Source organism: Lentihominibacter sp. (assembly GCF_046951855.1).
Lineage (GTDB): Bacteria > Bacillota > Clostridia > Peptostreptococcales > Anaerovoracaceae > Lentihominibacter > Lentihominibacter hominis.
Window position 1 is genome coordinate 1 of record NZ_JBKTXS010000032.1, and the last position, 24,022, is coordinate 24,022.

The window sequence follows — 24,022 nt, forward strand, 5'->3', positions numbered from 1 at the left end:
CTATGCGGCTGTGCCCGCTGTTCTGTGTTCTGCTGCTTTCTTCCCATTTCAAAAAGATTCTCAGAATTCATACCGCCTGCCATTCCTGCCATGCCCATTCCTACAAATCCTCCCATTGCTCCATTTTCATTTTCTGCAGCAGCTCTCATCGCATCCGCTTGCGCCTGCACAAGATTTCCTGCCGCCATAGTAGGATCTGACATCATAACAGCTTGCTGAAGATTTTGTATTTTCAGCTTATCTTTTTCTGAAACCGACACAGAATTCACTCCAAATGAAACAATCTGCACTCCTCGCCGTTCAATCCATTCCTTTGTTAAGACATCATTGAGGCCGTCAGCTATCATATCTGTATAAAGAGGAATCTCACTGTAATCCACACCCATGGCAGATACCCTGGCAAGAGCCGGCTGAAGAGCTTTAAGGAGTTCTGACTTCATCTGACTCTCAATTTCTCCGCGCTCAAATCGGTTTTCCACATTTCCGCACACGTTTGTATAAAAAAGCATGGGATTCACAATCCTATATGAATATTCGCCATTACATCTAAGATCTACTCCCAGGCTTTTTCCCGAATCTTTATCTATAACCACCTTAAACGGCACCGGATTCATGGTCCCATATTTATTGCCGTAAATTTCCTTGATATTAAAATAATAAATCCTCTGGTCCTTACCGACTCCGCCGCCAAACGTAAAACGTTCCCATGCATCTCTTGCGGCACCTTCCAAATCAAATTCAAATTCCCCTGCAAAAATAGACGGAGTCAAATCATTCCTATAGGTGAATAATCCCGGCTCTGCACAAAACTCTATCACTTTTCCCTGTTCCACAATCATCATACACTGTCCATCAGCAACAGCTATACCTGAGCCGTCTGATATAACATTAGTTTCTCCTCTTTTATTGGATGAACGATCTGAACTTTTTTTAGTTCCTTTGACAACCAGAACGTTTTCATCCATAGAGTCACAACTGAAAAAGTCTCTCCATTGATCTGCCAAAGCACCTCCTGCTGCACCTAAAGCCGCTTTAATAAGTCCCATTATTCTTCCTCCTATTTTATAATTTGTTCAGTCAAAGATATACAACCCATGTATCACTGTCATTTGATTCTATATGTTAATTATATATCAGCAGCATATTTTTGTATATTTAAATTTTTAAAGATAAGAATTTTACTTTTCATTTTTAGATACATACATTACTTCACGAAGTTGTTTCCCTCCAATATCATCGTTCATAACATTATCTGTTTGGATGAAATTATGCTTTATATAAAATTCTTTTGCTGAAGTATTATCTTCCAATACCCATAAAAGTAACTTTTCGTACCCTTGTTTTTTTAGTTCAGAAACCGCTTTATCAAATAATTTCCCCCCGTATCCCTTTCCTATATAATCCGGGAGCAGATAAATCGAAATAATCTCTCCGTATGTAGGATAATCAGAGAAACGCGACTTGCAAAAACTGCTCGTCCCTATATACTTTCCATCCTCAACACATACAAGAGTATTCCAACCAGGAGAATCCAATACCGTGGCCCAGCTCCCCTCTTCAATTGAATCAAGAAATTTTTGAGGAATAATATTCTTATACACACACTTCCAACTCTCTTCATATATTCTACTTACTTGCATCCTATCATCTGATGGCGTTATATACCTAATTTCCAAGTACTACCTCCACAAAAAATAATTTTCCATTTCACAAATTGTGAATAATTGCTGATTTTACTATATTTATAAGCAGTCTGTCATCATAGATGCCAACTATAATTTCTCCAAAATAATAAACCTCATCATCATTACCTCATAAATGATTTCTTCTAACTCAGATAATGTCCTAAAATGAACCACAAACATTCTTTACTTAGCGCCGTCATACGCCTCAAATTTCTATTATCATTCTATTTCTCATTATATAAGATTTAAACTTTTCGTACGCACGTTTTTCTCATAAAAAGTTCTGCTTCCGACTGCGATCCAAAATATAACAAAGCAGGATTATTATCTTTTACGGGTTGAAAAAGTTTACTTCTAATATCTTGTTCCTGATATTCCGGAACCATAAGCAATTCGGTGATGATTCAAGAAAAATATCCATCTGTATCATATCTTTGTATTTCATATAATTATACCACAAAGAGGAAATCTGATTAGAACAAGCAAAAAACCCTTGAAGTGCCTGATAAATGGATATTTTTCAAGGGTTTTAAAGTTATATTATTCAGTTGCGCCATAAGCTGTCACGGAGCATAGCTCCTGCAGCTCTGACGGGGGACCTTCCTGCGATTCGTCCCTCATTGAGATAGGTCTCCCTGCTTTCTCATCTGCTTTGCTTATTTTGGGTGCCATCACCCGAATCAAGGTTCTGTCAACAGCTTGAGGTGGAGACTTGCGAAGCAAATACTGCCGTCTGTTGACAGGTTCTTATTTCTTAGCAGCTGCTGCCTGCTGTGCGGCTACTTCTGCTGCAAAATCTTCTTCTTTCTTCTCAATTCCTTCACCGACTTCATATCTTATCATCGATGCTACAGCCATATCTTTTCCGGCTGACTTAGCCGCGCCGTCAACATACTCTTTAACTGTAAGATCTCCATCCTTAACGAACTTTTGATCAACAAGGCATACTTCCTTAAGTATCGCCTTAATCTTACCTGGAATGATTCTATCAAGAAGTTCTTCCTTTTTGCCTTCATTGAGGAGCTGCTGTTTAGCGATTTCTGTTTCAGATGCAAGCCAATCCTGATCCACCTGAGTTTCATCAAGAAATTTAGGATTCATAGATGCTACCTGCATAGCAACATCCTTACCTACTACAGCTATATCATCAGCAGTAGCATCAGTCTTGATACCTACTATTACACCAATACTTCCGTTGCCGTGAATATATCCAGTATATACAACACCCGGTTCCGCAAGCCTTTCAAATCTCCTGATGCTCATGTTTTCGCCTATAGTAGCAATCTTATTGGTAAGAACATCCTGAACGCTTCCTTCATCTCCGTAAGGGAGTGCCATGAAAGCATCCATATCGGCAGCATCATTTTCAAGAGCCATTTTAGCCAGCGTCTCTACAAATGATACGAATTCATCATTCTTTGCAACAAAATCTGTTTCGGAATTCACCTCAACGATAGCCGCAGCCTTTCCGTCTTCAGCAAAGGCAGTTTTAACAAGACCCATGGCAGCAACTCTGCCTGCTTTCTTAGCTGCTTTAGCAAGACCTTTTTCTCTTAAAAGCTCCACTGCCTTATCCATATCTCCATCGGTTTCCACTAAAACCTTCTTACAATCCATCATACCTGCGCCTGTCATTTCACGCAGTTCTTTTACCATCTGAGCTGTTACAGCCATGATATCGTTCCTCCTATATTAATTGCTCTTATGCAAATCATTATCCTACTATTAAGCTTCTGCCTTTTCTTCTGCGATTTCTGCAGCATCTTCAGATTCGGCAGCTTCGGCAGAACCTGCCTCTTCGCCTTCGTCAAAGCTTTCGCCCTGCTTAGCTTCAATGATAGCATCTGCCATACATCCTGCAATTAGCTTGACCGCTCTGATAGCATCGTCATTTGCAGGAATTATATAGTCGACATCATCAGGATCACAGTTTGTATCTACAATACCCACAACAGGGATTCCCAGAATCCTTGCTTCTTTTACGGCAATCTTTTCTTTCTTAGGGTCGACAACAAATATAGCTCCAGGCATACCCTTCATGTCTTTGATTCCGCCCAAGAACTTCTCTAACTTTTCGAGTTCCAGTCTGAGCTTGATAACTTCCTTCTTTGACAGCTTTTCAAAAGTTCCGTCTTCTTCCATAGTCTTTATATCGTTAAGTCTCTTTATTCTTCCGGATATGGTCTTGTAATTTGTAAGCATACCGCCCAGCCATCTCTGATTTACATAGTACATATCACATCTCTTGGCCTCATCAAGGATAGCAGCCTGAGCCTGCTTCTTGGTTCCTACAAAAAGAATCGGTTTTCCGCTTTCTGCCACTTCCTTCATGAAAGCATATGCTTCATCTATCTTCTTGACAGTCTTCTGCAAGTCGATAATATATATTCCGTTTCTTTCTGTAAAAATGTAAGGAGCCATCTTAGGGTTCCATCTTCTTGTCTGGTGTCCGAAATGCACACCTGCTTCCAATAATTGTTTCATTGAAATTACTGACATGTTGTTTTCTCCTCTCGGTTTTCTTCTTCCACCGCAGTACACACCGGGAAAAACCTCCAAAGCGGTAATCTGTCCACTATCAAGGCACCGGTTCCCGGAATTCTGCCATGTGTAAACTATAAATATCTTCTGATCTCACAATAAAATAAGACCAACTGTTACTATACTACAAAACTCCTTTGATTGCAATGGTTTTAACAATATTTACCCAAATTTTTTTGCAAGATATCTTCCAAGAATTTCTTTAGCTTTAGAATATGTATTTCTCCCCATATATACTTTTAAATTTTTCTCCATGAAAATAGTATTGTGCGACATTACAACTATTTTATCCATATTTATTACATAGCTTCTGTGACAGTGCATAAACCGCCTGTCCAGATGCCTCATAACATCGGGAAACTTACCGTAAAATTCAATACATGATTGTTCCGGATAAAATTCACCGTCAATATATACTTTTATTTTCCGAAGATTTTTTTCCATGTACAGGATATCATTTAGCCGAAGTATATATGTCTCCTGTCTCTTACTAATAATAAATTTATTCAAAATCAAAACCCCCTTCCTAATACAATATTATTGTTTCACATTAAGGGGGTATTTTCCGTTTAAAATATACGACATAATGCCGTTTTAACAGACATTGCTCTATTCAATATCGTTTTCTCTGTAAGTTATCAGATCTTCAGCAATCTCATTGGCTGCTATTGAAACAGGCTTTTCAACATCTGCCTCAGTAAGTTTCGGCATGCCCTCTATTATATCTCTGGCTCTTTTTGCTGCCAGGATCACTAAAGTATATCTGCTGTCTACTTTAGTCCTGATTTTATTTATAGATGGGTATAACATTATAACTCCTCCTTATATCTGCTGACGATATTGTCAACCTCTACGTCGTTTAGTTTACACTGTTCGGCTGTTATTATAGCTCTTACACGATTTATAGCCACATCAAGCTCTTCGTTTATCACTCTGTAATCGTACTGGTCTATGGACGATATCTCAGAAAGAGCTGTTCCAAGTCGTCTGGCCATGGTTTCCTCAGTCTCCGAACCTCTGGATTTTATCCTATTTTTCAGTTCTTCTATAGATGGCGGCAGTATGAAAATGAACACCCCTTCCGGATAAGATTTTTTCACCTGCAAGGCTCCCTGTACGTCTATTTCCAGTATTACATCTATTCCCTGTTCCAGCCATTCCATGACATTTTTTTTAGGAGTGCCGTAAAAATTGCCATATACGTTGGCATATTCCATGAATCCGCCGTCTTCGATCAGTTGCTCAAAAGACTGCTGATCCACGAAATGATAGTGAACCTTATCAATCTCTCCTTTTCGGGGCATCCGCGTCGTCATGGAGACAGACATCCTGATATTTCTTTCTTCGTCTAACACTTCTTTACAAATCGTTCCCTTACCGGCTCCGGAAGGTCCCGAAATCACAAACAGTTTGCCTTTCGTCATATCTACGCTCCTAAAATATCTATGTCTTTTTACTTGTCTGAACAATAATTATAACACCCTTTTTTTACGTCTTCAAGCATTAATATTGACAGTTATTCTATATTTTGTACCTGTTCTCTGATCTTTTCTATCTCGCTCTTTGTTTCCAACATAAGAGCTGTGATTTCCAGATCATTGGATTTTGATCCTATAGTATTTGCTTCTCTGTTCATTTCCTGCACTAAAAAATCCAGTTTTTTTCCCACAGGACTTGCTTCCAATGTAAGTATATTCTTAAGCTGTACCATATGACTGTCAAGTCGTACAAGTTCTTCGGTAATATTAGACTTGTCAGCGAAAACAGCTGCTTCCATGAGAATTCTTTCCTCGGGAACATCCACTGCATCTTCGGTCAGTTCCTTTATCCTGTTGTACATCTTTTCTGTATAATCCTTTACCACCAGGGGAGCTCTTATTTCTATTTTCTTAACTATTCCCCTCACCAGCTCACCCCTCATCATAAGATCCTCGGTAAGCTTGCCGCCTTCAACAGCACGCATATCATCCAAATTATCGGTGGCAATAGTAACAGCCTGCTCTATGGCTCTGATGACTTCCTCTTCATCCTCCACATCGGGAATGGCTTTCATAACATCAGGCATGGTAGACACCAGCTGAATATCTATGTCTCCACTGAGTCCATATGTATTTTTAAGTTCATTGAGATTGTCGATATACTGTTTTGCAACAAGGGTGTTCAGTTTCACCAGCATATCATCCTCTGTTATATTCTCTACCATTATTGAAATCTCAGCTTTCCCTCTTTTTACCTTTTTCTTTGCTATGGCTTTTATCTTTTCCTCAGCAAAAGAATAACGCTTTGGCATTTTTATATTTATATCGGAATATCTGTGATTAACTGTCTTTATCTCTGCCGTTATGCTCCTCTTGCCATCTGAGTATTCTCCTCTGCCAAAACCTGTCATACTTTTTATCATCTTTTTCCCCATTTCTTTTCTTTGTATGATAATATGGATATGCGGCATGCAAGCCCCCGGCAGGCATACCTGACTGACTGCGTTTTGCTGGAAACGCTTTTCCAGTTCCTGAAATCAGTATACCATGAATCAAGGAGGAAATAAATATGTCCTTTGACGGCATCGCTACGTATGCAGCTGTAAAAGAACTCAAAACTAAATTACAGCTGGGAAAAATAGAAAAAATATATCAACCTCAGCCTGAGCAGCTGCTACTCATAATACATACAAAACAAGGTAAACAAAAATTATTCATGTCTGCCGGCGGAAACCATTCTGCTGTATATCTTATCAATGAAACTCCGGAGAATCCCGCTATTCCTCCGGTATTTTGCATGGTTCTGAGAAAACACCTGAATGCAGCCAGAATAACTGACATACAGCAATATCAAAATGACAGAATAATAGAGATCTTTATGGAAACTGTCAACGAACTTGGATTCTCTGTAAACAAGAAACTCATAATAGAACTAATGGGAAAACATAGCAACATACTGCTCACAGATGTGACTACAGGAAAAATAATAGACAGCATCAAACATGTTTCCATAGATGTAAACAGAGCAAGGCAGGTACTGCCCGGAAAATCCTATGAATATCCTCCCGCACAAGATAAAGTACCCTTCTGCATGATCACTGAGTCAGATATGGAAAGACTGATTTCAGATGAACCTCAGCCTGAACGCAGGGTCCTTTCAGAAATACAAGGTGTTTCTCCGGCTCTTGCCGAGACAATCGCATGCTCCCGGGATCCCATAATATGTTTTGATAAGCTCAGGGAAATCATAAGCTCAATAGATAACGGCAATACAACACCTGTCGTTTATATTGACAGTGACAGCAAGCCTGTGGATTTTCATATAACTCCTCTTGTACCTTTTGAAAAGACTTATGTAAGACTGAATTTCAATACATTCAGCGAAGCAGCACATTATTTTTTCAGCCACAGAGAAACATCCAATACTGTAAAACAGAAATCAAATGATCTTCTCAAGATAATAAGGACTCATCTTTCCAAACTCCGCCTAAAAACACAGCGGCTTAGAGAAGATCTTCACAAAGCAGAGAACTCTGACAAATACAGATTATACGGTGAACTTCTCATGGCAAACCTAAACATCCCGAATACGGGCGATACATCTGTAAATGTTGTCAATTACTATGACGGCTCTACAGTTCGCATACCTCTTGATCCTAAATATCCTCCTGCTAAAAATGCGCAGAATTTCTATAAAAAATACGGAAAATCGAAGACCGCGATAAAAGAAAAGAAAATTCAGCTCGATGAAGTTTCCAGACAAATAGAATATCTTGAATCAGTGTCATCTTATCTGGAACGTGTCAAAACCATAGAAGAAACTGATCTTCTTAAACAGGAACTGATAGATTCCGGCTTTATACGCTATAAAAAAACGAAACGCGGACAGATAAAGAAAAACAAACCTAAACCTTACAGCTACACGCTGTCGTCAGGAAAAACTGTATTAGTGGGAAGAAATAATAAAGAAAATGACTGGCTTACTCTAAAAAAAGCCGCTTCCTCCGATTTATGGTTTCACACTAAGGATATCCCGGGATCACACACTATACTGATTCTTAACGGAGAAAATCCCACAAAAGAAGATCTTTTCGAGGCTGCTTCCATCGCCGCATTCCATAGCAAAGGTTCAGATTCGGAAAATGTTCCTGTAGATTACACTAAAATCCGCTATGTAAAAAAACCAAGCGGATCAAATCCGGGTATGGTGATATTCACCAATAATAAAACACTTTATGTGAATCCGCAGCTTCCCGCTTCAGCATCAGCCGAGAGCCACATCTAAAACCATCATAAGAGCAAACCCCAGTCCCGCTCCTATAGTCCCCATATTACTGTGCTCTCCGCTCTGAGACTCCGGTATCAACTCTTCTACAACCACATAAAACATGGCTCCTGCCGCAAATGACAGAAGATATGGAAGAAACGGTATTATCTGGGCAGTCAGCATAATAGTAAGAAAACCTCCAAGCGGCTCAACGATACCCGAAAGAATCCCGCAAAAAAAAGCTCTCCCGCGTTTCATGCCTTCACTTCTCAAAGGCATCGATATTATAGCGCCTTCCGGAAAGTTTTGTATAGCTATGCCTATAGACAGTGCTAAAGCTCCCGTCAATGTGATACTGGTATTTCCCAGAGCTGCTCCCGCATATGTCACACCTACCGCCATACCTTCCGGTATATTGTGAATAGTCACTGCCAACATCATCATGGTTGTCCTCGAAAATCCGCTTTTCATACCTTCCGGTTTATCAGTATCAAGGTGAAGATGAGGTACAAGAGTATCTATTATAAGAAGGAATAATACACCGAGACAAAATCCTATCGCAGCCGGAAACCATGCGACTCCTTGCGCTTCCGACATCTCTATGGAAGGAATCAAAAGCGACCAGACAGATGCTGCGATCATTACTCCCGCTGCAAAGCCAAGCAAAGTTTTTTCTAATTTAGGGTTTACTTTTCCCCTCATAAAAAAGACCATCATCGAACCCAGAGCTGTCCCTGCAAACGGAATCATCAACACTATAAACTCTGTCATTATCCCACTACCTCCTGATTATAATTTTGTTTCAATATACTACAGCGAAACAATCCATCCAGTCATTTTTTCTATTACTTCATCTCCTGTGCTTGAATCATTGCCGTTATGTATCTCATGAAACAGCCCCTTCCATTCTATGTAAGTTACATCATCACCCTGCGCTTTCAGTCTCCTTGCAATCTGCCGGCTTCCTTCCACATCACAAATTTTATCAGCACTTCCATGCATTAACAGAGTCGGTATGCCTCCGGAACGTCCGTTGTCTTCGCAAGTACCGTTTTCAAGACTTATTCCTATATCAAAACCTTCTACTGCACAAAGAGCTGATATCCTGTTATGTACAAGAGGGTTTTCTTTAAAAGGTCTTACCATTTTAGGGTTTCCCAGATCATTCTCATTGATCTCCGAGCCGATGGTAAAGGAAGGAGTTATCTTCGACAGAAGTTTCACCGCTCTGTAAAGAATTGCAGGAACAGGTCTCACAAGTCTAACCCACGGCGCTGATATTATATAGGCAGATATATGATCATTCAGATCCCCACGCGCTCTGTAATCAAGAACTATATTGCCTCCCATACTGTGTCCGTAAAGAACTATCTGCTTACCAAAATATCTTTCTTCAGTATATTTTATAAGGGCGCTGATATCATCAAGTATACACTTTCTGGGCGCGCAATGTCCTCTTTTTCCTGCCGATTCGCCATGTCCCCTGAGATCAAGAGCACATACAGCCATATTTTTCTTTCTGAATGCCTCTGCTACTCTGTCGAAACGTCCTCCGTATTCGCCTATACCGTGAACTATACAAATCACTTTGCCGGGATCATCAATATGCCACCTGTATCCCTGTATTTTGCCCTCGCTTAATTCTCTGAGAATAAATTTGTCATACATATCAGCATACCTTTCTTCTTATAAAAACTATCACAAACAGTATAAACATTACATCAGCGCACCTCTTTATTACAAATAAATAAGTTATACTTGTAATGCCTGTATCTGTACACTAAACTCTAAATACATCTCCATTATTAACAGCAGACAGAAGACAACAGGCTCACAACTCTCGTGAAAGGAGGACGCGCTATGAAAAAGTCATGTACATTATGCGGTTGCACTTACAGCCAGCTGTTTGCATTTAAAACCGGTCATGTATGCGAGGACTGTCTTCAGCACTTGAAATCTGATTTTCAGGCCGACAGCCAAGTGCGCGCCAAAAACTGATCGACATCGGGCCTTACCTTCTCCGTCTGCTCTTTTTAATGGAGCTGTTTCTTTTTTCAGCTTCGATTCGCTTACGGGTTTTTGGTTTCATTACAGAATATCCGAACCGTCCTATCGCCCGTCTTTCCAATGCAAAATAATGTCCGTGATTATACGCTATAAGACCGGCTTCATCCAGACACAATCTGCCGTTTTCATCCATTAAATCATTATCCACTGATACACTCACTATCTCGGCGATAAACATATCATGAGTCGGATAATCCTTTTTCTCTATTACTTTACACTCTATATTTACAGGCGATTCCTCTATGGAAGGACATCTCACCACCCTGCTTTCTGCGGCAGTCAGTTTCTGCTCTTTAAATTTATCTACATCGCGTCCTGATCTTACCCCGCAGTAATCTGCTGCTGCTGCCAGCTTTTTTGTTGTAAGATTTATAACAAATTCTCCCGTTTTTTCTATAATATTATGAGAAAATCTTGATTTTCTCACTGAAACATATGTTATAGGCGGGTCTGAATTTATTATCCCGGTCCATGCAATTGTTATTATATTACTTACCTTCCCGTCTCCGCATGATACCATGACTGCCGGCACAGGATTCAGCATAGTTCCCGGCTTAAATACTGTCTTTGGCATATATTTTCTCCTTATTTTCTCAGTTTATCAAGAGTTGCCGAAAAATCATCAGGCAACGGACTTTTAAATTCCATATATAGTCCAGTTGTGGGATGTTCAAATCCCAATGTCTCTGCATGCAGCATCTGCCTCTTCACACCCAGCTTATTGCTCTGAGGGCCATACAGATCATCTCCCAACAGGGGATGTCTTATATATGACATATGAACTCTTATCTGATGAGTCCTCCCCGTCTCTAAAACAGCTTCTACAAGAGTAAACTTTCCAAAACGTTCCAAAACTTTATAATGAGTTACCGCTTTTTTTGAATTAATGGAAGTCACGGCATTTCTCAGCCTGTTTTTAGGATCTCTTCCTATAGGTTCCGCCACAGTTCCTTCGTCTTCTTTGATATTATTATAAACTATCGCCTTATATTTTCTGGTTATACTATGACACGAAAGCTGATGAGAAAGTTTATCATGAGCCTTATCTGTTTTCGCTACCATGAGAAGGCCGCTCGTGTTTTTATCTATACGATGAACTATACCGGGTCTTATTATGCCATTTATCGAAGAAAGTTTGTCTTTGCAGTGATACATCAGAGCATTTACAAGGGTTGCCGAATAGTTTCCCGGAGCCGGATGCACCACCATTCCTGCCGGCTTATTTACCACCAGCATATCATCATCCTCATATACTATTTCAATGGGAATATTTTCAGCTTCCACCTTTAATTCTTCAGGCTCCGGTATATATACCCACACCTTATCACCTTCTGAAGCTTTATATTTTTTCTCCCTGCATATCCTTCCGTTGACACTGACATTACCATTGTCAAAAAGTTTTTGAATGAAACTTCTTGAATATTCCTCCAAAACTGCAGTAATAACAACGTCCAGACGAACTCCTGCTGTCTGCTGCGTTATAAATATTTCTGCGGATTTTTCTGTCGTTTTTTCACCGCTCACTTCTTCGCCCTCTTCCCCTCAAGAAAAATAACGTCAAGCAGCAACAGCCCGCAGCCTGCACATATAAATATATCAGCTACATTAAATACCGGAAAATCAAAAGAAGGTATAAACCTACAGTCAAACATATCCACCACATATCCGCGTGACACTCTGTCTATAAAGTTTCCTATTCCGCCCCCACATATAAAAACTATCGAAAGAATTGTTATTCTGCTCCATAAATTTCTTTTTATATAGATTAACACAAGAGCGGCAACAAGAACTACAGCCGGCAAAACGATCAATATAATCCATTGCTGTTCCCACATGCTGAAGGCCGCGCCCTGATTCTGAACATAAGTTATGCGTATTATATCACCTATCACCGGCAAACTCTGCCCGATATTCATATTGGAAAAAACCAGATACTTAATCAACTGATCAAACAATATTATAGCTGCAACTACTAAATAATAAATCATATGAAAATGGGGCGTGACCGCCCCGCCTCCTTTAATATTTTACGTTTCTCATAGTCTCCTGTTTATCCCCGGGTCTGCTTCCGCTTTTATAACGGAATGTTCCCGCGCCGGACTTTGGCTGATCAGATGCCCTATCCTGCGGAGCCTGAGGAAGATCGTCAAAATCATCTATTCCCAGTTCAGGAAACATCTCTCCGCTCAGCGACTCGAACCTCTGCAGCTCCGATTGCAGCAGCTGTTTATATTTCGTCCTGAAGTCAATGAATCTGTTTTTCATAACTTTGCTTTCTTCAGCAATCCTGTCAGCTGTATCTCTTGCTTCTTTCTGCATAAGCTGTGCATCCAGCTCTGCATTCTTCAAAAGTATATCGGCTCTCTTTTCAGCACTGGCAGAAATATCCGCCATCAGAGTCTTTGCAGCTTCCAATGTTTCCACTACTGTACCTTCAGAACTTCTGTATCTCTCCAGCTCTTCCACAAGCCTGCTGTTTTCTTCCTTAGTCTCGCGAAGCTCATTGAGAAGCCTTTCCAAATCTATAGTTATCTCATCGAGAAACTGATTTACTTCATCTTCTTTATATCCACGAACCGATCTGCTAAAATCTTTCTCTTGTATATCTATCGGTCTGATCATCGTTACCCCTCCTGACTATTTCCACGGATTAATATCTTCTGCATTACCTCCTGCAAAATTATATGGCTTGCTCTCCCCTTCGGCGAATATATCCACATTCTCCGGAGCGAAAACAAAAATATTATTGGCCACTTTCTGAACATTTCCGTTTAGCGCATACGTAGCTCCTCCCAGAAAATCAAATATCTTCCTTGCCGTATCTGAATCCAGTTTTTCAAGATTCACAATTATAGGCTTTCTGCTCTTTAAGCTGTCCACCAACTTGGAACATTCATCAAATCCTTTTGGCTCTATGACCATAAGTTTAAATTTGCTCGTCAACGCTTTCACCGTCCTGTTCTGCATCGAAACAACATTGCCGCTGTCATATCTCTGCTGAGATGTAAGAGGCTGTCTGTTCTCAACAGGCTTCCTGTCGTAATTATAATCCTCTTCCTGCTCCTCATCCAGTTCTTCGTCTTCATAATCCTCGAAGCCCATCAGATCTTTAAATTTGTTAAAAACTCCCATGACTACCTCCTAAATTTTACTGTAATCTCTCTCACCGAATATAGCACTCCCTACTCTTACAAGATTTGACCCAGCTTCGATGGCTACCGGGAAATCATGGGACATACCCATTGATAAATATCTGAAATCCAGTCTCGGATGTTCTATCCTGCTAAACTGATCATACTGCTTTTTTACTTGCTCAAAATAAATCTTTATATCTTCGGGATCATCAGCATAAGGCGCTATGCACATAAGACCTCTTATCCTTATATTCTCACAGCTTTGGAGAATATCCTTTATAAGCTGCTCCGATTCGCCTGTTGTTACTCCGAATTTGCTCTCCTCACGTGCTGAATTCACTTGTATCAGAATATCCATGTCTATTCCGTGAGCTGCGGCTCGTTTATTTATCTCTGCAGCCAGTTTATATGAATCCACTGAATGTATCATTGAAACCTTATCTATGATATATTTCACCTTATTTGTCTGCAAGTGACCTATCATATGCCACTTCACAGGCTTCACGTTATCATACTTGTCCATTATTTCCTGGACCTTGTTTTCCCCTATATCAGTCACCCCTGCATCTATTGCTGTATTTATCTCTTCAGGTGTCCTTGTCTTGCTTACAGCCACCAGCAGAACATCTTCTGCAGTTCTTCCGCAGCTTTCCGCGGTTTCTTTTATCTGCCGTTTTATTCTGATCAGATTGCCTCTTATATCCTCCATTACTAATCCTCCTCTTGAGATTTCTTACTTTGCGAAGTCTCTTCGGCCTCCTTTTTCAATTCTTTTTCAAGAACACTTTTCGGATGTTTCAGCACTTCATCATATACATCTACAGTATATACTTGATTGCCCTCATCATCCGTAAAAGTTACATCTTCTATGACTGATTCCTTATCATCACTGGAAATAACTTTTACCCTTGTGAATACATAGTCTCCATTTTTATTTTTAACATATACGCCTTTATTTCCATTCTTTTCAACTATACATTTATTGTAGACGATCAGTCCCTCATTATCACTGGTGACTATGGACATATCTTCAGCGCGGCTTTCGCAGAAAGCTTTGTAATATACATCGAGATAAAATATAACTTTACAGTCATCTCCATCTTTCTCGACACTGTAAACACTGGCATCTACAGTCCCTTCAGGCAGCTCCAGCGATACCTTTGTGCCTTCCGAATAAGCTTCTGCCGTTTTGCTGTCTACCCAGCACAGCACAAACCATCGGTCATCGGCAGATACCTTATATATAGGCTCTCCTTTTATAACTGAATTCCTCTCCAGATTAGCCGAATCATAAGACAGACTTTCAACCTTTTCACGCTTTATCTTGTCCATATTTTCAGGAGTAAAATAGTCTTCGTACCCATCTATTGTGAGACTGAATACACCACTTATAGGAGCGTCATATTCCTCGGAAAGTCCGTCAAATCCTTCCAGTCTTTCCGTGTATTTGCTAAATCTCGCCTTTTGTTCCTTTTCATTCTCAGATGCCACGGAAATTATAGGGTGGCCTTTCTTTACAGCGGTTCCCACGCTTACAAGATATTGGATATCACCTGATTCCGATGCTATTCCCACACTTTCGTCTTTTATAAAATATCCCTTGGTCTCATACGATAATTTTAAGGTACCCGGTCTCAATATCTGAGTAGTCTCAAAAACATCTGTCACCTTAGGCAGAAGCTGAACAACGATATATAGTAGAAGCAACACTGCCAAATAGATACATATTGCTTTTTTTGTTTTTTTGCTGAGTTTAGTTTTCATCATCTTATTTTACACCAAAGAATTACTGCTTGCAATGTACTATAACTCCATTTTAATGATTTCTTCCAGTATTTTTCCCTCATCTTTAGAAAGATTTCTGCATTTCTTTACAAATTCATCAAATAAGTCAGGTCTGCGCTTTTTTGTAAGCATCAGCGCCTCCCGAAATTTCCACAAATCTATAAGTTTATGATTACCGCTTACCAAAACCTCCGGCACCTGCATCCCTCTGTACTCCCTCGGTTTAGTATACTGAGGATGCTCCAGCAATCCGGAATATATAGATTCATCCATAGCCGAATTTTCATTTCCGAGAACCTCAGGGATAAGTCTTGCGACAGAATCTATCAATACCATAGCCGGAAGTTCTCCTCCCGTAAGAACATAATCTCCTATAGAGACTTCTTCTATCTCCCAATAATCCAGCACTCTCTGATCCACACCTTCATAATGACCGCATAATATGACAAACTCATCAAGCTGCGACATCTGCTTTATCATATCTGAATCCAGCAGCCTTCCTCTGGGAGACATGTATACTATCTTTTTTCTATCTGCTTCCACTGATTCAAGAGCGCCAAAAATGGGATCAGCCATCATTACCATTCCCCCGCCTCCTCCAAACGGATAGTCATCAGCCCTGTTATGTCTGTCATTAGTAAAATCTCTTATATCAGTAAGTCTTATATCAAGTATTCCTTTCCCTACAGCTCTGCCTAAAATACTGCTTTCAGTGACAGGCGAAAACATTTCGGGAAACAGCGTAAGCACATCTATCTTCATTTTTTTCTCCTGAATTCTCAGACTTAAAGATCCATAAGGCCATCTATCAATCTGACGAGGATCTCTTTTTTCTCAATATCTATATTCAATACGAATTCGTCCACCTTTGGTATAAGTACTTTCTTTCCGCCCTGTTTTTGAACCTCAAATATATCCTGAGCCGTATTCTGTATAACATCAGTAACTTCACCCAAAAAAGTTCCGTTTTCTTCTCGGACCGCCATGCCTATAATATCTCTGACATAGTACTGCCCCTGCGGAAGCTCCGGCAAGTCCTCCTCTGTCACGTACAATTCTCTGCCTCTTAAAGCTTCTGCCCTGTCTCTGTCTGAGATGCCTTCCAGCTTCAGTATCACCATATTTTTCTGTACCCTTACGCTTTCTACGGCTGTCAGATCATTCTCTACATATATATGGGATGTATTCTCATATATCTCGCTTCTATCTGAATAATTATAGACTTTGACTTCGCCCTTAAGTCCTACTGTATTGACTATCTTTCCTATTTTAATCTTATCCATACCGCTCCACCTTATTAGCCTTTAAATTTATAACAAAAGACCGTCCCACATATAAAACAATAATATTTCATTTATGATAAAGCACAGGCACATATACCACGAAATATATGTGCCTTTTGTCTCTATTGAACTATTTCAACTACTACTCTGATATTGGCCTTTGTAGCCGCTGCCTTTACAACAGTACGAATAGCTTTGGCAATTCTGCCTTGCTTTCCGATAACCTTCCCCATATCATCGGGAGCTACCTTAAGCTGTATAATCGTAGTGCCATTGGACTGTGACTCGGAAACTTCAACTGCTTCCGGATGTTCAACTAGTGACTTTGCAATTGCACTAACCAATTCCACCATTGAATCCACCGCTTTCTATAAAATCCCAGTCTTTTTGAAAAGCTTCTTAACTGTTTCTGTAGGCTGAGCTCCGTTTCCTAACCATTTCTTGGCAGCTTCTTCATCGATATTAATATCAACAGGATCTGTCAATGGATTGTAATATCCGATCTCTTCAATAAACTTTCCGTCTCTTGGCGCCCTGATATCAGCGACAACTACACGATAAAAAGGCTTCTTGTGAGCTCCCATTCTCTTAAGTCTGATTTTAACCATTTCTTTATTTCCTCCTAAAAATTAAAAACTTTCTTCTATTTCACGGAGATTTAAAATCCCCGGAACATTCTGTTCATTCTGCCTGCCCCACCTTTTCCGGAAAAGCTTTTCATCATCTTCTTTGCATCATTATATCTCTTGACAAGCTGATTTATTTTTGAAACAGGCTGCCCGCATCCTGCTGCGATTCTTCTTCTGCGGCTGGCGTTGAGTATATTGGGATCTTCACGCTCTGCCTTTGTCATAGACTGTATTATAGCTTCCATCTGGGCAAACTCTTTTTCACTTTGGGCAAGATTAATATTATTCTTGGCATTACTGTTAACGCCCGGTATCATATCAAGTATCTTGGCTATCCCGCCCATTTTTTTAATCTGCCCCATCTGCTCAAGGAAATCTTCAAGGGTAAATTTATTTTTTCTCAGTTTTTTCTCGAGCTCTGCCGCTTTCTGTTCATCGTAATCTTCCTGAGCTTTCTCGATAAGCGTAAGCATATCTCCCATACCCAGTATTCTGCTTGCCATCCTCTCCGGATGAAAAGGTTCGAGAGCATCAAGCTTCTCCCCCATACCTACGAACTTTATAGGCTTGCCTGTTACTTTCTTTGCAGAAAGAGCAGCCCCGCCTCTTGAATCACCATCCATTTTAGTCATGATGATACCGTCTATTCCCAGTTTTTCGTTAAACCCTTCCGCGGCATTGACTGCATCCTGCCCTGTAAGAGCATCAACCACCAGAAGTATTTCATGAGGCTTCACAGCCGACTTTATCGTCGCCAGTTCATCCATCAGCGCTTCATCTATCTGAAGCCGTCCGGCTGTATCGACTATAAGAACATTGAACCCTCTTCGCTGAGCTTCTTTAACCGCTTCCGCTGCTATCTTTTCCGGCTCTTTGCTGTCTCTCATGGTAAACACGGGTGTTTCCACTGAATTCCCCACCACTTCCAGCTGATCTATAGCAGCCGGTCTGTAAATGTCACATGCACACAACATAGGCTTTTTCCCGTTTTTCTTAAGGTATGCCGCCAGTTTTCCGCAGGTAGTCGTCTTACCCGTACCTTGAAGTCCCACCATAAGATACACTGTAAATCCTTTAGGGGAATATGTCAGCTTGCTGCCGGTTCCGCCCATGAGCTCTGTCAGCTCTTCATTTACTATTTTTATCACCTGCTGAGCGGGCGTCAGACTAGCCATCACTTCCTCTCCAAGTGACTTTTCTTTTACTGCTGCCACAAAGTCCTTCACAACTTTGAAGTTTACATCTGCCTCAAGCAAAGCCAACTTGACTTCTCTCATCGCTGTATTTATGTCGGACTCTGTAAGACTTCCCTTACCCTTAAGTCCTTTGAAAACATTTTGCAGTTTTTCCGATAATCCTTCAAATGCCATAGGATCATTCCTCCAACTTATCTATAATATCTTTGACTTTTCTCAGATCTTCCACAGCTTTGACTGTATTCTCAGTATTTTCATACAGCAACACATCTATCGTGCTGTCTATTATTCTGTCTATCTTACTGACAGCATCACTGCTTTTTCTGAATTTTTCAACCAGCCCCAGCTTTCTTTCATACTCCGAAAGAGCTTTCTCCGCATTTTTCAGAGCATCATGAACTCCTTGCCTGCTTATATTGAATTCAGAAGCTATCTCCGAAAGAGAAAGATTTTCTTCATGATACAGCTCCATGACCTGACTCTGCCGTTTAGAGAGCAGCTGTCCGTAAAAATCATAGAGCAAACTGGCCTGAGTAATATCATCTATTTTCATACTTTTCACCTTTTGCACCATGTCAGTATATATCAGCATCGTCTCGGTGTCAAGTTTTTTTCCTTAACACCTTATGATATATTAAAATTGCCTGTCAAATATCAATTGACATTTGACAGGCAATTTTTCAGCATATAGATCAAACAGTTCTGAATTCCACATTTGCAAATATATCTCCGCTTTCATCTCTTAAGGAAATCGTATAAAATTTGTCCCCCGATTCGTACATATACGGTATGAGAAGTTCCTTCACTTTGGCAGCTTTCTTATATTCTACACGCATAACAGATATGAAAGTATCTTCGGGAATACATTCCTGCGCAAACTGTATATATTTTGAATTATTCATATGATCATTTTTATCTATATGATATCTGTATACTTTCATTCCTTCCATTACTGCAGGATTCACCTCTTTGGGAAGCCGTATTTTTCTGGGAAGATATTCCATTCCTTTAAATTTTTCTTCAACAGGAACAGATGCTGCTAACTCTTTCGGTATAGCGACTGCTTTCCCGAGCTTCATATCTATAAAAGCTCCGCATGCATATGAGGACATCACCATATTGCCTTGCCTGTCATAGATATTAGTATTTCTAAAGCCATAGCTGTTTTTTATCTGATATACGGAAGTACTGATCCGTATCCTATCTCCATAATATGCCGGTTTTTGTATATTAACCTGCCTGGATACCAAAAACATTGTAATATTATTTTCCCTGAAATACCTGCTCAGCAAATTTTCACTATCCAACTGAAACCCACTGCAGTCCTGCATGAAGTCAATAGCTGAACTTAACGTCAATTTGCCATCTGAGCCCACATGACTGCTTCCTACATCTCTCACTATCTCATACATTGCTATCCGCTCCTTGGACCCCTTATTTCCGACGCGATATCATCATATCTTTCACTTTCATGAGTCTCGCCAGATTGCTTCTCTCATTCTCGTCCAGTTTCATTGTAATACTTTTCACGGTTTCATGCAATGCCGGAATCTGTACGTATTCAAGAGCATTGACCCTGCGTCTTGTCTTCTCGATCTCTTCCGCCAAAAGAGATACTGTCTTTTCCGTTTCAGCCAATTCAAACATCAAAGGAAGTATTTCATTTACAGCATTTACTGATTCATCCAGCTGCTGTGACGTAAAAGCAAAGCCATATGGATATGAATTCTGATGATGCCCGCCCTCATAATCAATCCTATACTGGGGAACATCAACACCCATGATGTTTACTCCTGTTATATTACATCGCACACGATTCTTGGGAATCATCAGTGCTTCCTGCAAAACAGCCTCATCCATATATGCCCCCGCCATGACAAATCCTGTGTATATATTTTTCATTTTTTCTTCAAGCCTTGTCCTAAGCTCAATGTTCTTTTCAGCAAGCTGAATGAACCTTTTTATCATATCATCCCGCTTATCTTTCAGCAGCCTGTGTCCTCTGGTAGAGGAAGCCAGACGTTTTTTCAGTCTGGCTAATTCCATACGGGTTGGTTTCACTTGTAAAACAGCCATTTAAAAAACCCCCTCATACAGATACCTTAACACTATATTTTTCTATCATCTCCGGTTTTATTCTCTTAAGTTCTCTGTCAGGCAGTATGGATAAAAGTTTCCATCCGGTATTAAGAGTCTCCTCTATACTCCTGTTTACATCAAAACCTTGGGATACATAGCGTTTCTCAAATTCCTCAGCAAATCTGGCATACAAAATATCTGTATCTGAAAGAGCCGACTCTCCCAATATAGTCATAAGCTCCTTTGCATCTTTTCCCCTGGCATAAGCGGCAAACAGCTGATTCATGGTGGCAGAATGGTCTTCCCTCGTCTTACCCTCTCCTATCCCCTTATCCTTTAGCCTGGAAAGAGAGGGAAGTACATCTACAGGCGGAGCTATATTCTTCTTATAAAGCTCCCTGGATAAAATTATCTGCCCTTCCGTAATATATCCTGTCAAGTCAGGTATAGGATGAGTCTTATCTTCTTCAGGCATTGTTAAAATAGGTATCATAGTAACAGAACCGCTGCTGTCTTCTTTCCTTCCCGCCCGCTCATAAATAGTAGCCAGATCAGTATAAAGGTATCCCGGATAGCCTCTCCTTCCCGGTACTTCTTTTCTCGCTGACGATATTTCCCTCAGAGCTTCTGCATAATTAGTCATGTCAGTCAGTATCACCAACACGTGCATATCTTTCTCAAAGGCCAGATATTCAGCAGCAGTCAGAGCAACCCTCGGCGTCGCTATACGTTCTATAGCAGGATCGTTTGCCAGATTCACGAACATCACTGTCCTATCTATAGCGCCTGTGTTCTTAAAATCCGATATAAAATATTCGGCCTCTTCAAAAGTTATCCCTATTGCACAGAATACCACAGCAAAGTTAGTTTCTTCCTTCAGAACCTTTGATTGTCTCGCTATCTGAGCTGCAAGCCTGGAATGCGGAAGTCCCGCAGCAGAAAATATAGGCAGCTTCTGACCTCTTACGAGAGTATTGAGTCCATCTATAGCAGAAACTCCGGTCTGTATAAATTCATCAGGGTAAACACGCGCAGCAGGATTTATGGGAAGTCCATTGATATCCATTCTTTTTTCAGGTATGGGCTCCGGTCCTCCGTCAATAGGTATACCCATTCCCGAAAAAACTCTGCCCAGCATATCCTCAGATACCGACAGCTGCTGAGAATGTCCGAGAAATCTTACTTTACTCTCATCAAGATTAATTCCGGCAGAACTTTCAAACAACTGTACCAGTACATCAGTACCGTTTACCTCCAAAACCTTACACCTTCTGATCTCTCCGTTCTGTAAACGTATCTCTCCAAGCTCATCGTAAGCGGCCTCTTCCACATCTCTTACCAGCATCAGAGGTCCTGCCACTTCAGATATAGTCCTGTACTCTTTCACTATCATACGGCAGCCTCCTTTTTGGCAAATCCTCCGACCGAATCCATAAGCTTATTTCTGATGTCATGAATATAGGTCTCTATTTCACTCTCTTTTATATATTTTGTTCTTGCAATATTCTCTCTTATATCCATATTGAGAATCTGTGTTATATCAGCTCCTTTTTCAATAGCTTCTGAAGAAATATAATAAAAATCAAGTATAAGTCTCAGCATCATATACTGTTTTCTAAGGGACGTATAAGAATCCACATCGTCAAAAGCATTCTGCTGCAAATAATCCTCACGCAGGGATCTTGCAGCTTCCATAATAAGCCTGTCTTTGGCAGACAAGGAATCATATCCCACCAGTTTGACTATTTCCTCCAGTTCTGATTCCGCCTGTAAAAGCCTATTACTTTCCGCCACGCACCATGTCCAGTCATTGGAAACATTGTCATCCATCCACTCTCCTATAGTATCGCTGTACAGTGAATAAGATGACATCCAGTTTATAGAAGGAAAATGACGTTTATAAGCCAGAGATGAATCAAGCCCCCAAAACACTTTTACTATACGAAGCGTTGACTGAACCACAGGATCAGAATTATCCCCTCCTGCCGGAGATACCGCTCCTATAGCAGTCAAAGTACCTGTCCTTTCATCGCTTCCAAGACAGATCACCTCTCCTGCCCGCTCGTAAAACTGAGCCAGCCTTGATGTAAGATATGCAGGATATCCCTGCTCTCCGGGCATTTCTTCAAGACGTCCTGACATTTCACGAAGTGCTTCTGCCCATCTGGATGTGGAATCTGCCATTATAGCTACAGAATATCCCATGTCCCTAAAATACTCTGCAATAGTTATCCCTGTATATATAGACGCTTCACGTGCTGCCACGGGCATATCAGAAGTATTGGCAATGAGTACAGTCCTGTTCATAATAGACTCTCCTGATTTCGGGTCCTTAAGCTGCGGAAATTCCATCAGCACGTCTGTCATCTCATTCCCTCTTTCACCACACCCAACATATACAACTATATCCACATCAGACCACTTAGCTAACTGATGCTGAACTACAGTCTTTCCTGAACCGAAAGGTCCGGGAACTGCTGCCGCCCCTCCTCTTACTATGGGAAACAGAGTATCTATTACACGCTGCCCTGTTACCATAGGCACATAGGGAGCCAGTTTATTCTTAAAAGGACGTTGTTTTCTTACCGGCCACTTCTGAAGCATAGTAACAGGTCTGTCTGTACCATCAGAGAGCCTGACTGTGGCCACAGGTTCTGTTATATTATATGATCCTTCTTTTATTTCCGTTATAATGCCCTCTGTTTCCGGAGGAATCATTATTTTATGAACTATAAGTTTTGTCTCATCAACAGTTCCTATGATGTCGCCGGCAGACACGTGACTGCCTCTATCCAAAACAGGCTTAAACTCCCATTTTCTCTCATAATCCAGAGGCGCCACTGACATACCTCTCCTTATATTGCTTCCTGTCCTTGCTTTCATAATTTCCAAAGGCCTCTGTATCCCGTCAAATATCATTTCAAGTATACCCGGCCCCAATTCCACCGACAGCGGTTCTCCTGATGAAACAACCTTATCTCCTGTCTTAAGTCCGGCAGTTTCTTCATAAACCTGTATCGAGGCGTTGCCATCTCTCATCTCTATTATTTCTCCTACGAGTCCTTGATTTCCCACATGTACCACATCAAACATATTGGCGCTATCCATATTATCAGCTACCACCAGCGGCCCCGAAATCTTTATGATCTGTCCATATTCCATATTTTCCACCTGTTTAAGTTCTCATTTATTAAAAATATCCGCACCTATAGCTTTCTCCACATTTTCATGTACTATCTTAATACCCCTTCCCATACTTCCGAATCTTCCGGGAATAGGTATTATAGCCGGCACAATGTTATTCTTATACTTGTCTGCCGTACCGAATTTCTTAGGTACAAGTTCCTCAGTAATAAAAATCACTGAGTATCTGTCATC

At 40.6% G+C, this 24,022-nt stretch carries 30 protein-coding genes and 1 pseudogene; 2 read left to right on the top strand and 29 right to left on the bottom strand.

Annotation, left to right across the window (positions count from 1 at the left end):
• From ACLR96_RS08335 to ACLR96_RS08375, 9 genes and pseudogenes are all read right to left on the bottom strand, one after another.
• Window positions 1-1,046: SPFH domain-containing protein (locus ACLR96_RS08335; RefSeq protein ID WP_412265585.1), on the bottom strand; the 1,046-nt coding region annotated here is incomplete at its 3' end.
• Between the two features lie 132 nt (window positions 1,047-1,178).
• A complete protein-coding gene (locus ACLR96_RS08340; protein ID WP_177268689.1) occupies window positions 1,179-1,676 on the bottom strand; it encodes a GNAT family N-acetyltransferase in 498 nt (165 codons plus the stop codon).
• 46 nt (window positions 1,677-1,722) lie between these two features.
• Window positions 1,723-1,885 (bottom strand): annotated as a pseudogene (locus ACLR96_RS08345) (competence protein TfoX); the annotation flags it as partial.
• 547 nt (window positions 1,886-2,432) lie between these two features.
• Window positions 2,433-3,359, bottom strand: a complete 927-nt coding sequence (gene tsf, locus ACLR96_RS08350) for a translation elongation factor Ts (RefSeq protein ID WP_177268687.1) — start codon at window positions 3,357-3,359, stop codon at window positions 2,433-2,435.
• 51 nt (window positions 3,360-3,410) lie between these two features.
• On the bottom strand, window positions 3,411-4,184 hold the full coding sequence (rpsB, locus tag ACLR96_RS08355; protein ID WP_177268685.1) for a 30S ribosomal protein S2: 774 nt from the start codon (window positions 4,182-4,184) through the stop codon (window positions 3,411-3,413).
• 204 nt (window positions 4,185-4,388) lie between these two features.
• The gene (locus tag ACLR96_RS08360; protein WP_177268682.1) at window positions 4,389-4,736 is read right to left on the bottom strand and encodes a LytTR family DNA-binding domain-containing protein; all 348 of its coding nucleotides are present in this window, start codon (window positions 4,734-4,736) and stop codon (window positions 4,389-4,391) included.
• Window positions 4,737-4,835: 99 nt separating this feature from the next.
• Window positions 4,836-5,036, bottom strand: a complete 201-nt coding sequence (gene rpoZ, locus ACLR96_RS08365) for a DNA-directed RNA polymerase subunit omega (protein WP_177268680.1) — start codon at window positions 5,034-5,036, stop codon at window positions 4,836-4,838.
• Window positions 5,036-5,650, bottom strand: coding sequence for a guanylate kinase (gene gmk / locus ACLR96_RS08370; protein WP_177268678.1), 615 nt, complete (start codon window positions 5,648-5,650; stop codon window positions 5,036-5,038). The genes rpoZ and gmk overlap by 1 nt, the downstream gene beginning before the upstream one ends.
• A 92-nt stretch (window positions 5,651-5,742) precedes the next feature.
• Window positions 5,743-6,675, bottom strand: coding sequence for a YicC/YloC family endoribonuclease (locus tag ACLR96_RS08375; RefSeq protein ID WP_243206866.1), 933 nt, complete (start codon window positions 6,673-6,675; stop codon window positions 5,743-5,745).
• A 98-nt stretch (window positions 6,676-6,773) separates the two neighbouring features.
• Between ACLR96_RS08375 and ACLR96_RS08380 the strand changes: the two genes are divergently transcribed.
• Window positions 6,774-8,489 (top strand): NFACT RNA binding domain-containing protein, encoded by a 1,716-nt coding sequence (locus ACLR96_RS08380; protein WP_177268676.1) that lies wholly within the window; start codon window positions 6,774-6,776, stop codon window positions 8,487-8,489.
• Here ACLR96_RS08380 and ACLR96_RS08385 read toward each other — a convergent pair.
• Window positions 8,469-9,242 carry a ZIP family metal transporter gene (locus ACLR96_RS08385; protein WP_177268674.1) on the bottom strand — a complete coding sequence of 258 codons (774 nt, stop codon included), beginning with the start codon at window positions 9,240-9,242 and terminating at the stop codon, window positions 8,469-8,471. The two genes, ACLR96_RS08380 and ACLR96_RS08385, sit on opposite strands and share 21 nt — an antisense overlap.
• Window positions 9,243-9,281: 39 nt before the next feature.
• Window positions 9,282-10,139: an alpha/beta fold hydrolase gene (locus ACLR96_RS08390; RefSeq protein WP_177268672.1), complete on the bottom strand. Its 858-nt coding sequence runs from the start codon at window positions 10,137-10,139 to the stop codon at window positions 9,282-9,284.
• A gap of 192 nt (window positions 10,140-10,331) precedes the next feature.
• On the opposite strand from ACLR96_RS08390, the gene ACLR96_RS08395 reads away from it, so the two are divergent.
• Entirely contained in the window at window positions 10,332-10,469 is a 138-nt protein-coding gene (locus ACLR96_RS08395; protein ID WP_177268670.1) for a hypothetical protein, read from the top strand.
• 13 nt (window positions 10,470-10,482) lie between these two features.
• Here ACLR96_RS08395 and ACLR96_RS08400 read toward each other — a convergent pair whose 3' ends face one another.
• The 18 genes from ACLR96_RS08400 to ACLR96_RS08485 form a co-directional block, all read right to left on the bottom strand.
• Window positions 10,483-11,112: a flavin reductase gene (locus tag ACLR96_RS08400; protein WP_177268668.1), complete on the bottom strand. Its 630-nt coding sequence runs from the start codon at window positions 11,110-11,112 to the stop codon at window positions 10,483-10,485.
• Between the two features lie 11 nt (window positions 11,113-11,123).
• The gene (locus ACLR96_RS08405) at window positions 11,124-12,062 is read right to left on the bottom strand and encodes an RluA family pseudouridine synthase (RefSeq protein ID WP_177268666.1); all 939 of its coding nucleotides are present in this window, start codon (window positions 12,060-12,062) and stop codon (window positions 11,124-11,126) included.
• Window positions 12,059-12,526 (bottom strand): signal peptidase II, encoded by a 468-nt coding sequence (lspA, locus tag ACLR96_RS08410; RefSeq protein ID WP_412265591.1) that lies wholly within the window; start codon window positions 12,524-12,526, stop codon window positions 12,059-12,061. The genes ACLR96_RS08405 and lspA overlap by 4 nt, the downstream gene beginning before the upstream one ends.
• 31 nt (window positions 12,527-12,557) lie before the next feature.
• On the bottom strand, window positions 12,558-13,160 hold the full coding sequence (locus ACLR96_RS08415) for a DivIVA domain-containing protein (RefSeq protein WP_177269818.1): 603 nt from the start codon (window positions 13,158-13,160) through the stop codon (window positions 12,558-12,560).
• 15 nt (window positions 13,161-13,175) lie between these two features.
• Entirely contained in the window at window positions 13,176-13,670 is a 495-nt protein-coding gene (locus ACLR96_RS08420) for a cell division protein SepF (RefSeq protein WP_177269820.1), read from the bottom strand.
• A gap of 9 nt (window positions 13,671-13,679) precedes the next feature.
• A complete protein-coding gene (locus ACLR96_RS08425) occupies window positions 13,680-14,381 on the bottom strand; it encodes a YggS family pyridoxal phosphate-dependent enzyme (RefSeq protein WP_177269822.1) in 702 nt (233 codons plus the stop codon).
• 2 nt (window positions 14,382-14,383) lie between these two features.
• Complete coding sequence (locus tag ACLR96_RS08430; protein ID WP_177269823.1) at window positions 14,384-15,439, bottom strand: HlyD family efflux transporter periplasmic adaptor subunit; 1,056 nt, start codon at window positions 15,437-15,439, stop codon at window positions 14,384-14,386.
• 36 nt (window positions 15,440-15,475) lie between these two features.
• Window positions 15,476-16,219, bottom strand: coding sequence for a tRNA (guanosine(37)-N1)-methyltransferase TrmD (gene trmD / locus ACLR96_RS08435; protein WP_177269825.1), 744 nt, complete (start codon window positions 16,217-16,219; stop codon window positions 15,476-15,478).
• A gap of 23 nt (window positions 16,220-16,242) precedes the next feature.
• Window positions 16,243-16,740, bottom strand: coding sequence for a ribosome maturation factor RimM (gene rimM, locus ACLR96_RS08440; protein ID WP_177269827.1), 498 nt, complete (start codon window positions 16,738-16,740; stop codon window positions 16,243-16,245).
• Between the two features lie 122 nt (window positions 16,741-16,862).
• On the bottom strand, window positions 16,863-17,093 hold the full coding sequence (locus ACLR96_RS08445; RefSeq protein ID WP_177269830.1) for a KH domain-containing protein: 231 nt from the start codon (window positions 17,091-17,093) through the stop codon (window positions 16,863-16,865).
• Between the two features lie 15 nt (window positions 17,094-17,108).
• On the bottom strand, window positions 17,109-17,348 hold the full coding sequence (gene rpsP / locus ACLR96_RS08450) for a 30S ribosomal protein S16 (protein WP_177269832.1): 240 nt from the start codon (window positions 17,346-17,348) through the stop codon (window positions 17,109-17,111).
• A 50-nt stretch (window positions 17,349-17,398) separates the two neighbouring features.
• Entirely contained in the window at window positions 17,399-18,739 is a 1,341-nt protein-coding gene (gene ffh / locus ACLR96_RS08455) for a signal recognition particle protein (protein ID WP_177269834.1), read from the bottom strand.
• 4 nt (window positions 18,740-18,743) lie between these two features.
• Entirely contained in the window at window positions 18,744-19,118 is a 375-nt protein-coding gene (gene ylxM, locus ACLR96_RS08460; protein WP_243206867.1) for a YlxM family DNA-binding protein, read from the bottom strand.
• A 139-nt stretch (window positions 19,119-19,257) separates the two neighbouring features.
• Complete coding sequence (locus ACLR96_RS08465) at window positions 19,258-19,977, bottom strand: acyl-ACP thioesterase domain-containing protein (RefSeq protein ID WP_177269836.1); 720 nt, start codon at window positions 19,975-19,977, stop codon at window positions 19,258-19,260.
• Between the two features lie 22 nt (window positions 19,978-19,999).
• On the bottom strand, window positions 20,000-20,641 hold the full coding sequence (locus ACLR96_RS08470) for a V-type ATP synthase subunit D (protein WP_177269838.1): 642 nt from the start codon (window positions 20,639-20,641) through the stop codon (window positions 20,000-20,002).
• Between the two features lie 13 nt (window positions 20,642-20,654).
• Complete coding sequence (locus tag ACLR96_RS08475; protein WP_177269916.1) at window positions 20,655-22,034, bottom strand: V-type ATP synthase subunit B; 1,380 nt, start codon at window positions 22,032-22,034, stop codon at window positions 20,655-20,657.
• Entirely contained in the window at window positions 22,034-23,806 is a 1,773-nt protein-coding gene (locus ACLR96_RS08480; RefSeq protein ID WP_177269840.1) for a V-type ATP synthase subunit A, read from the bottom strand. Before ACLR96_RS08480 ends, ACLR96_RS08475 begins: the two co-directional genes overlap by 1 nt.
• 21 nt (window positions 23,807-23,827) lie before the next feature.
• Window positions 23,828-24,022, bottom strand: a 195-nt coding sequence (locus tag ACLR96_RS08485; protein ID WP_412265597.1) for a V-type ATP synthase subunit F, incomplete at its 5' end; no start/stop codon positions are given.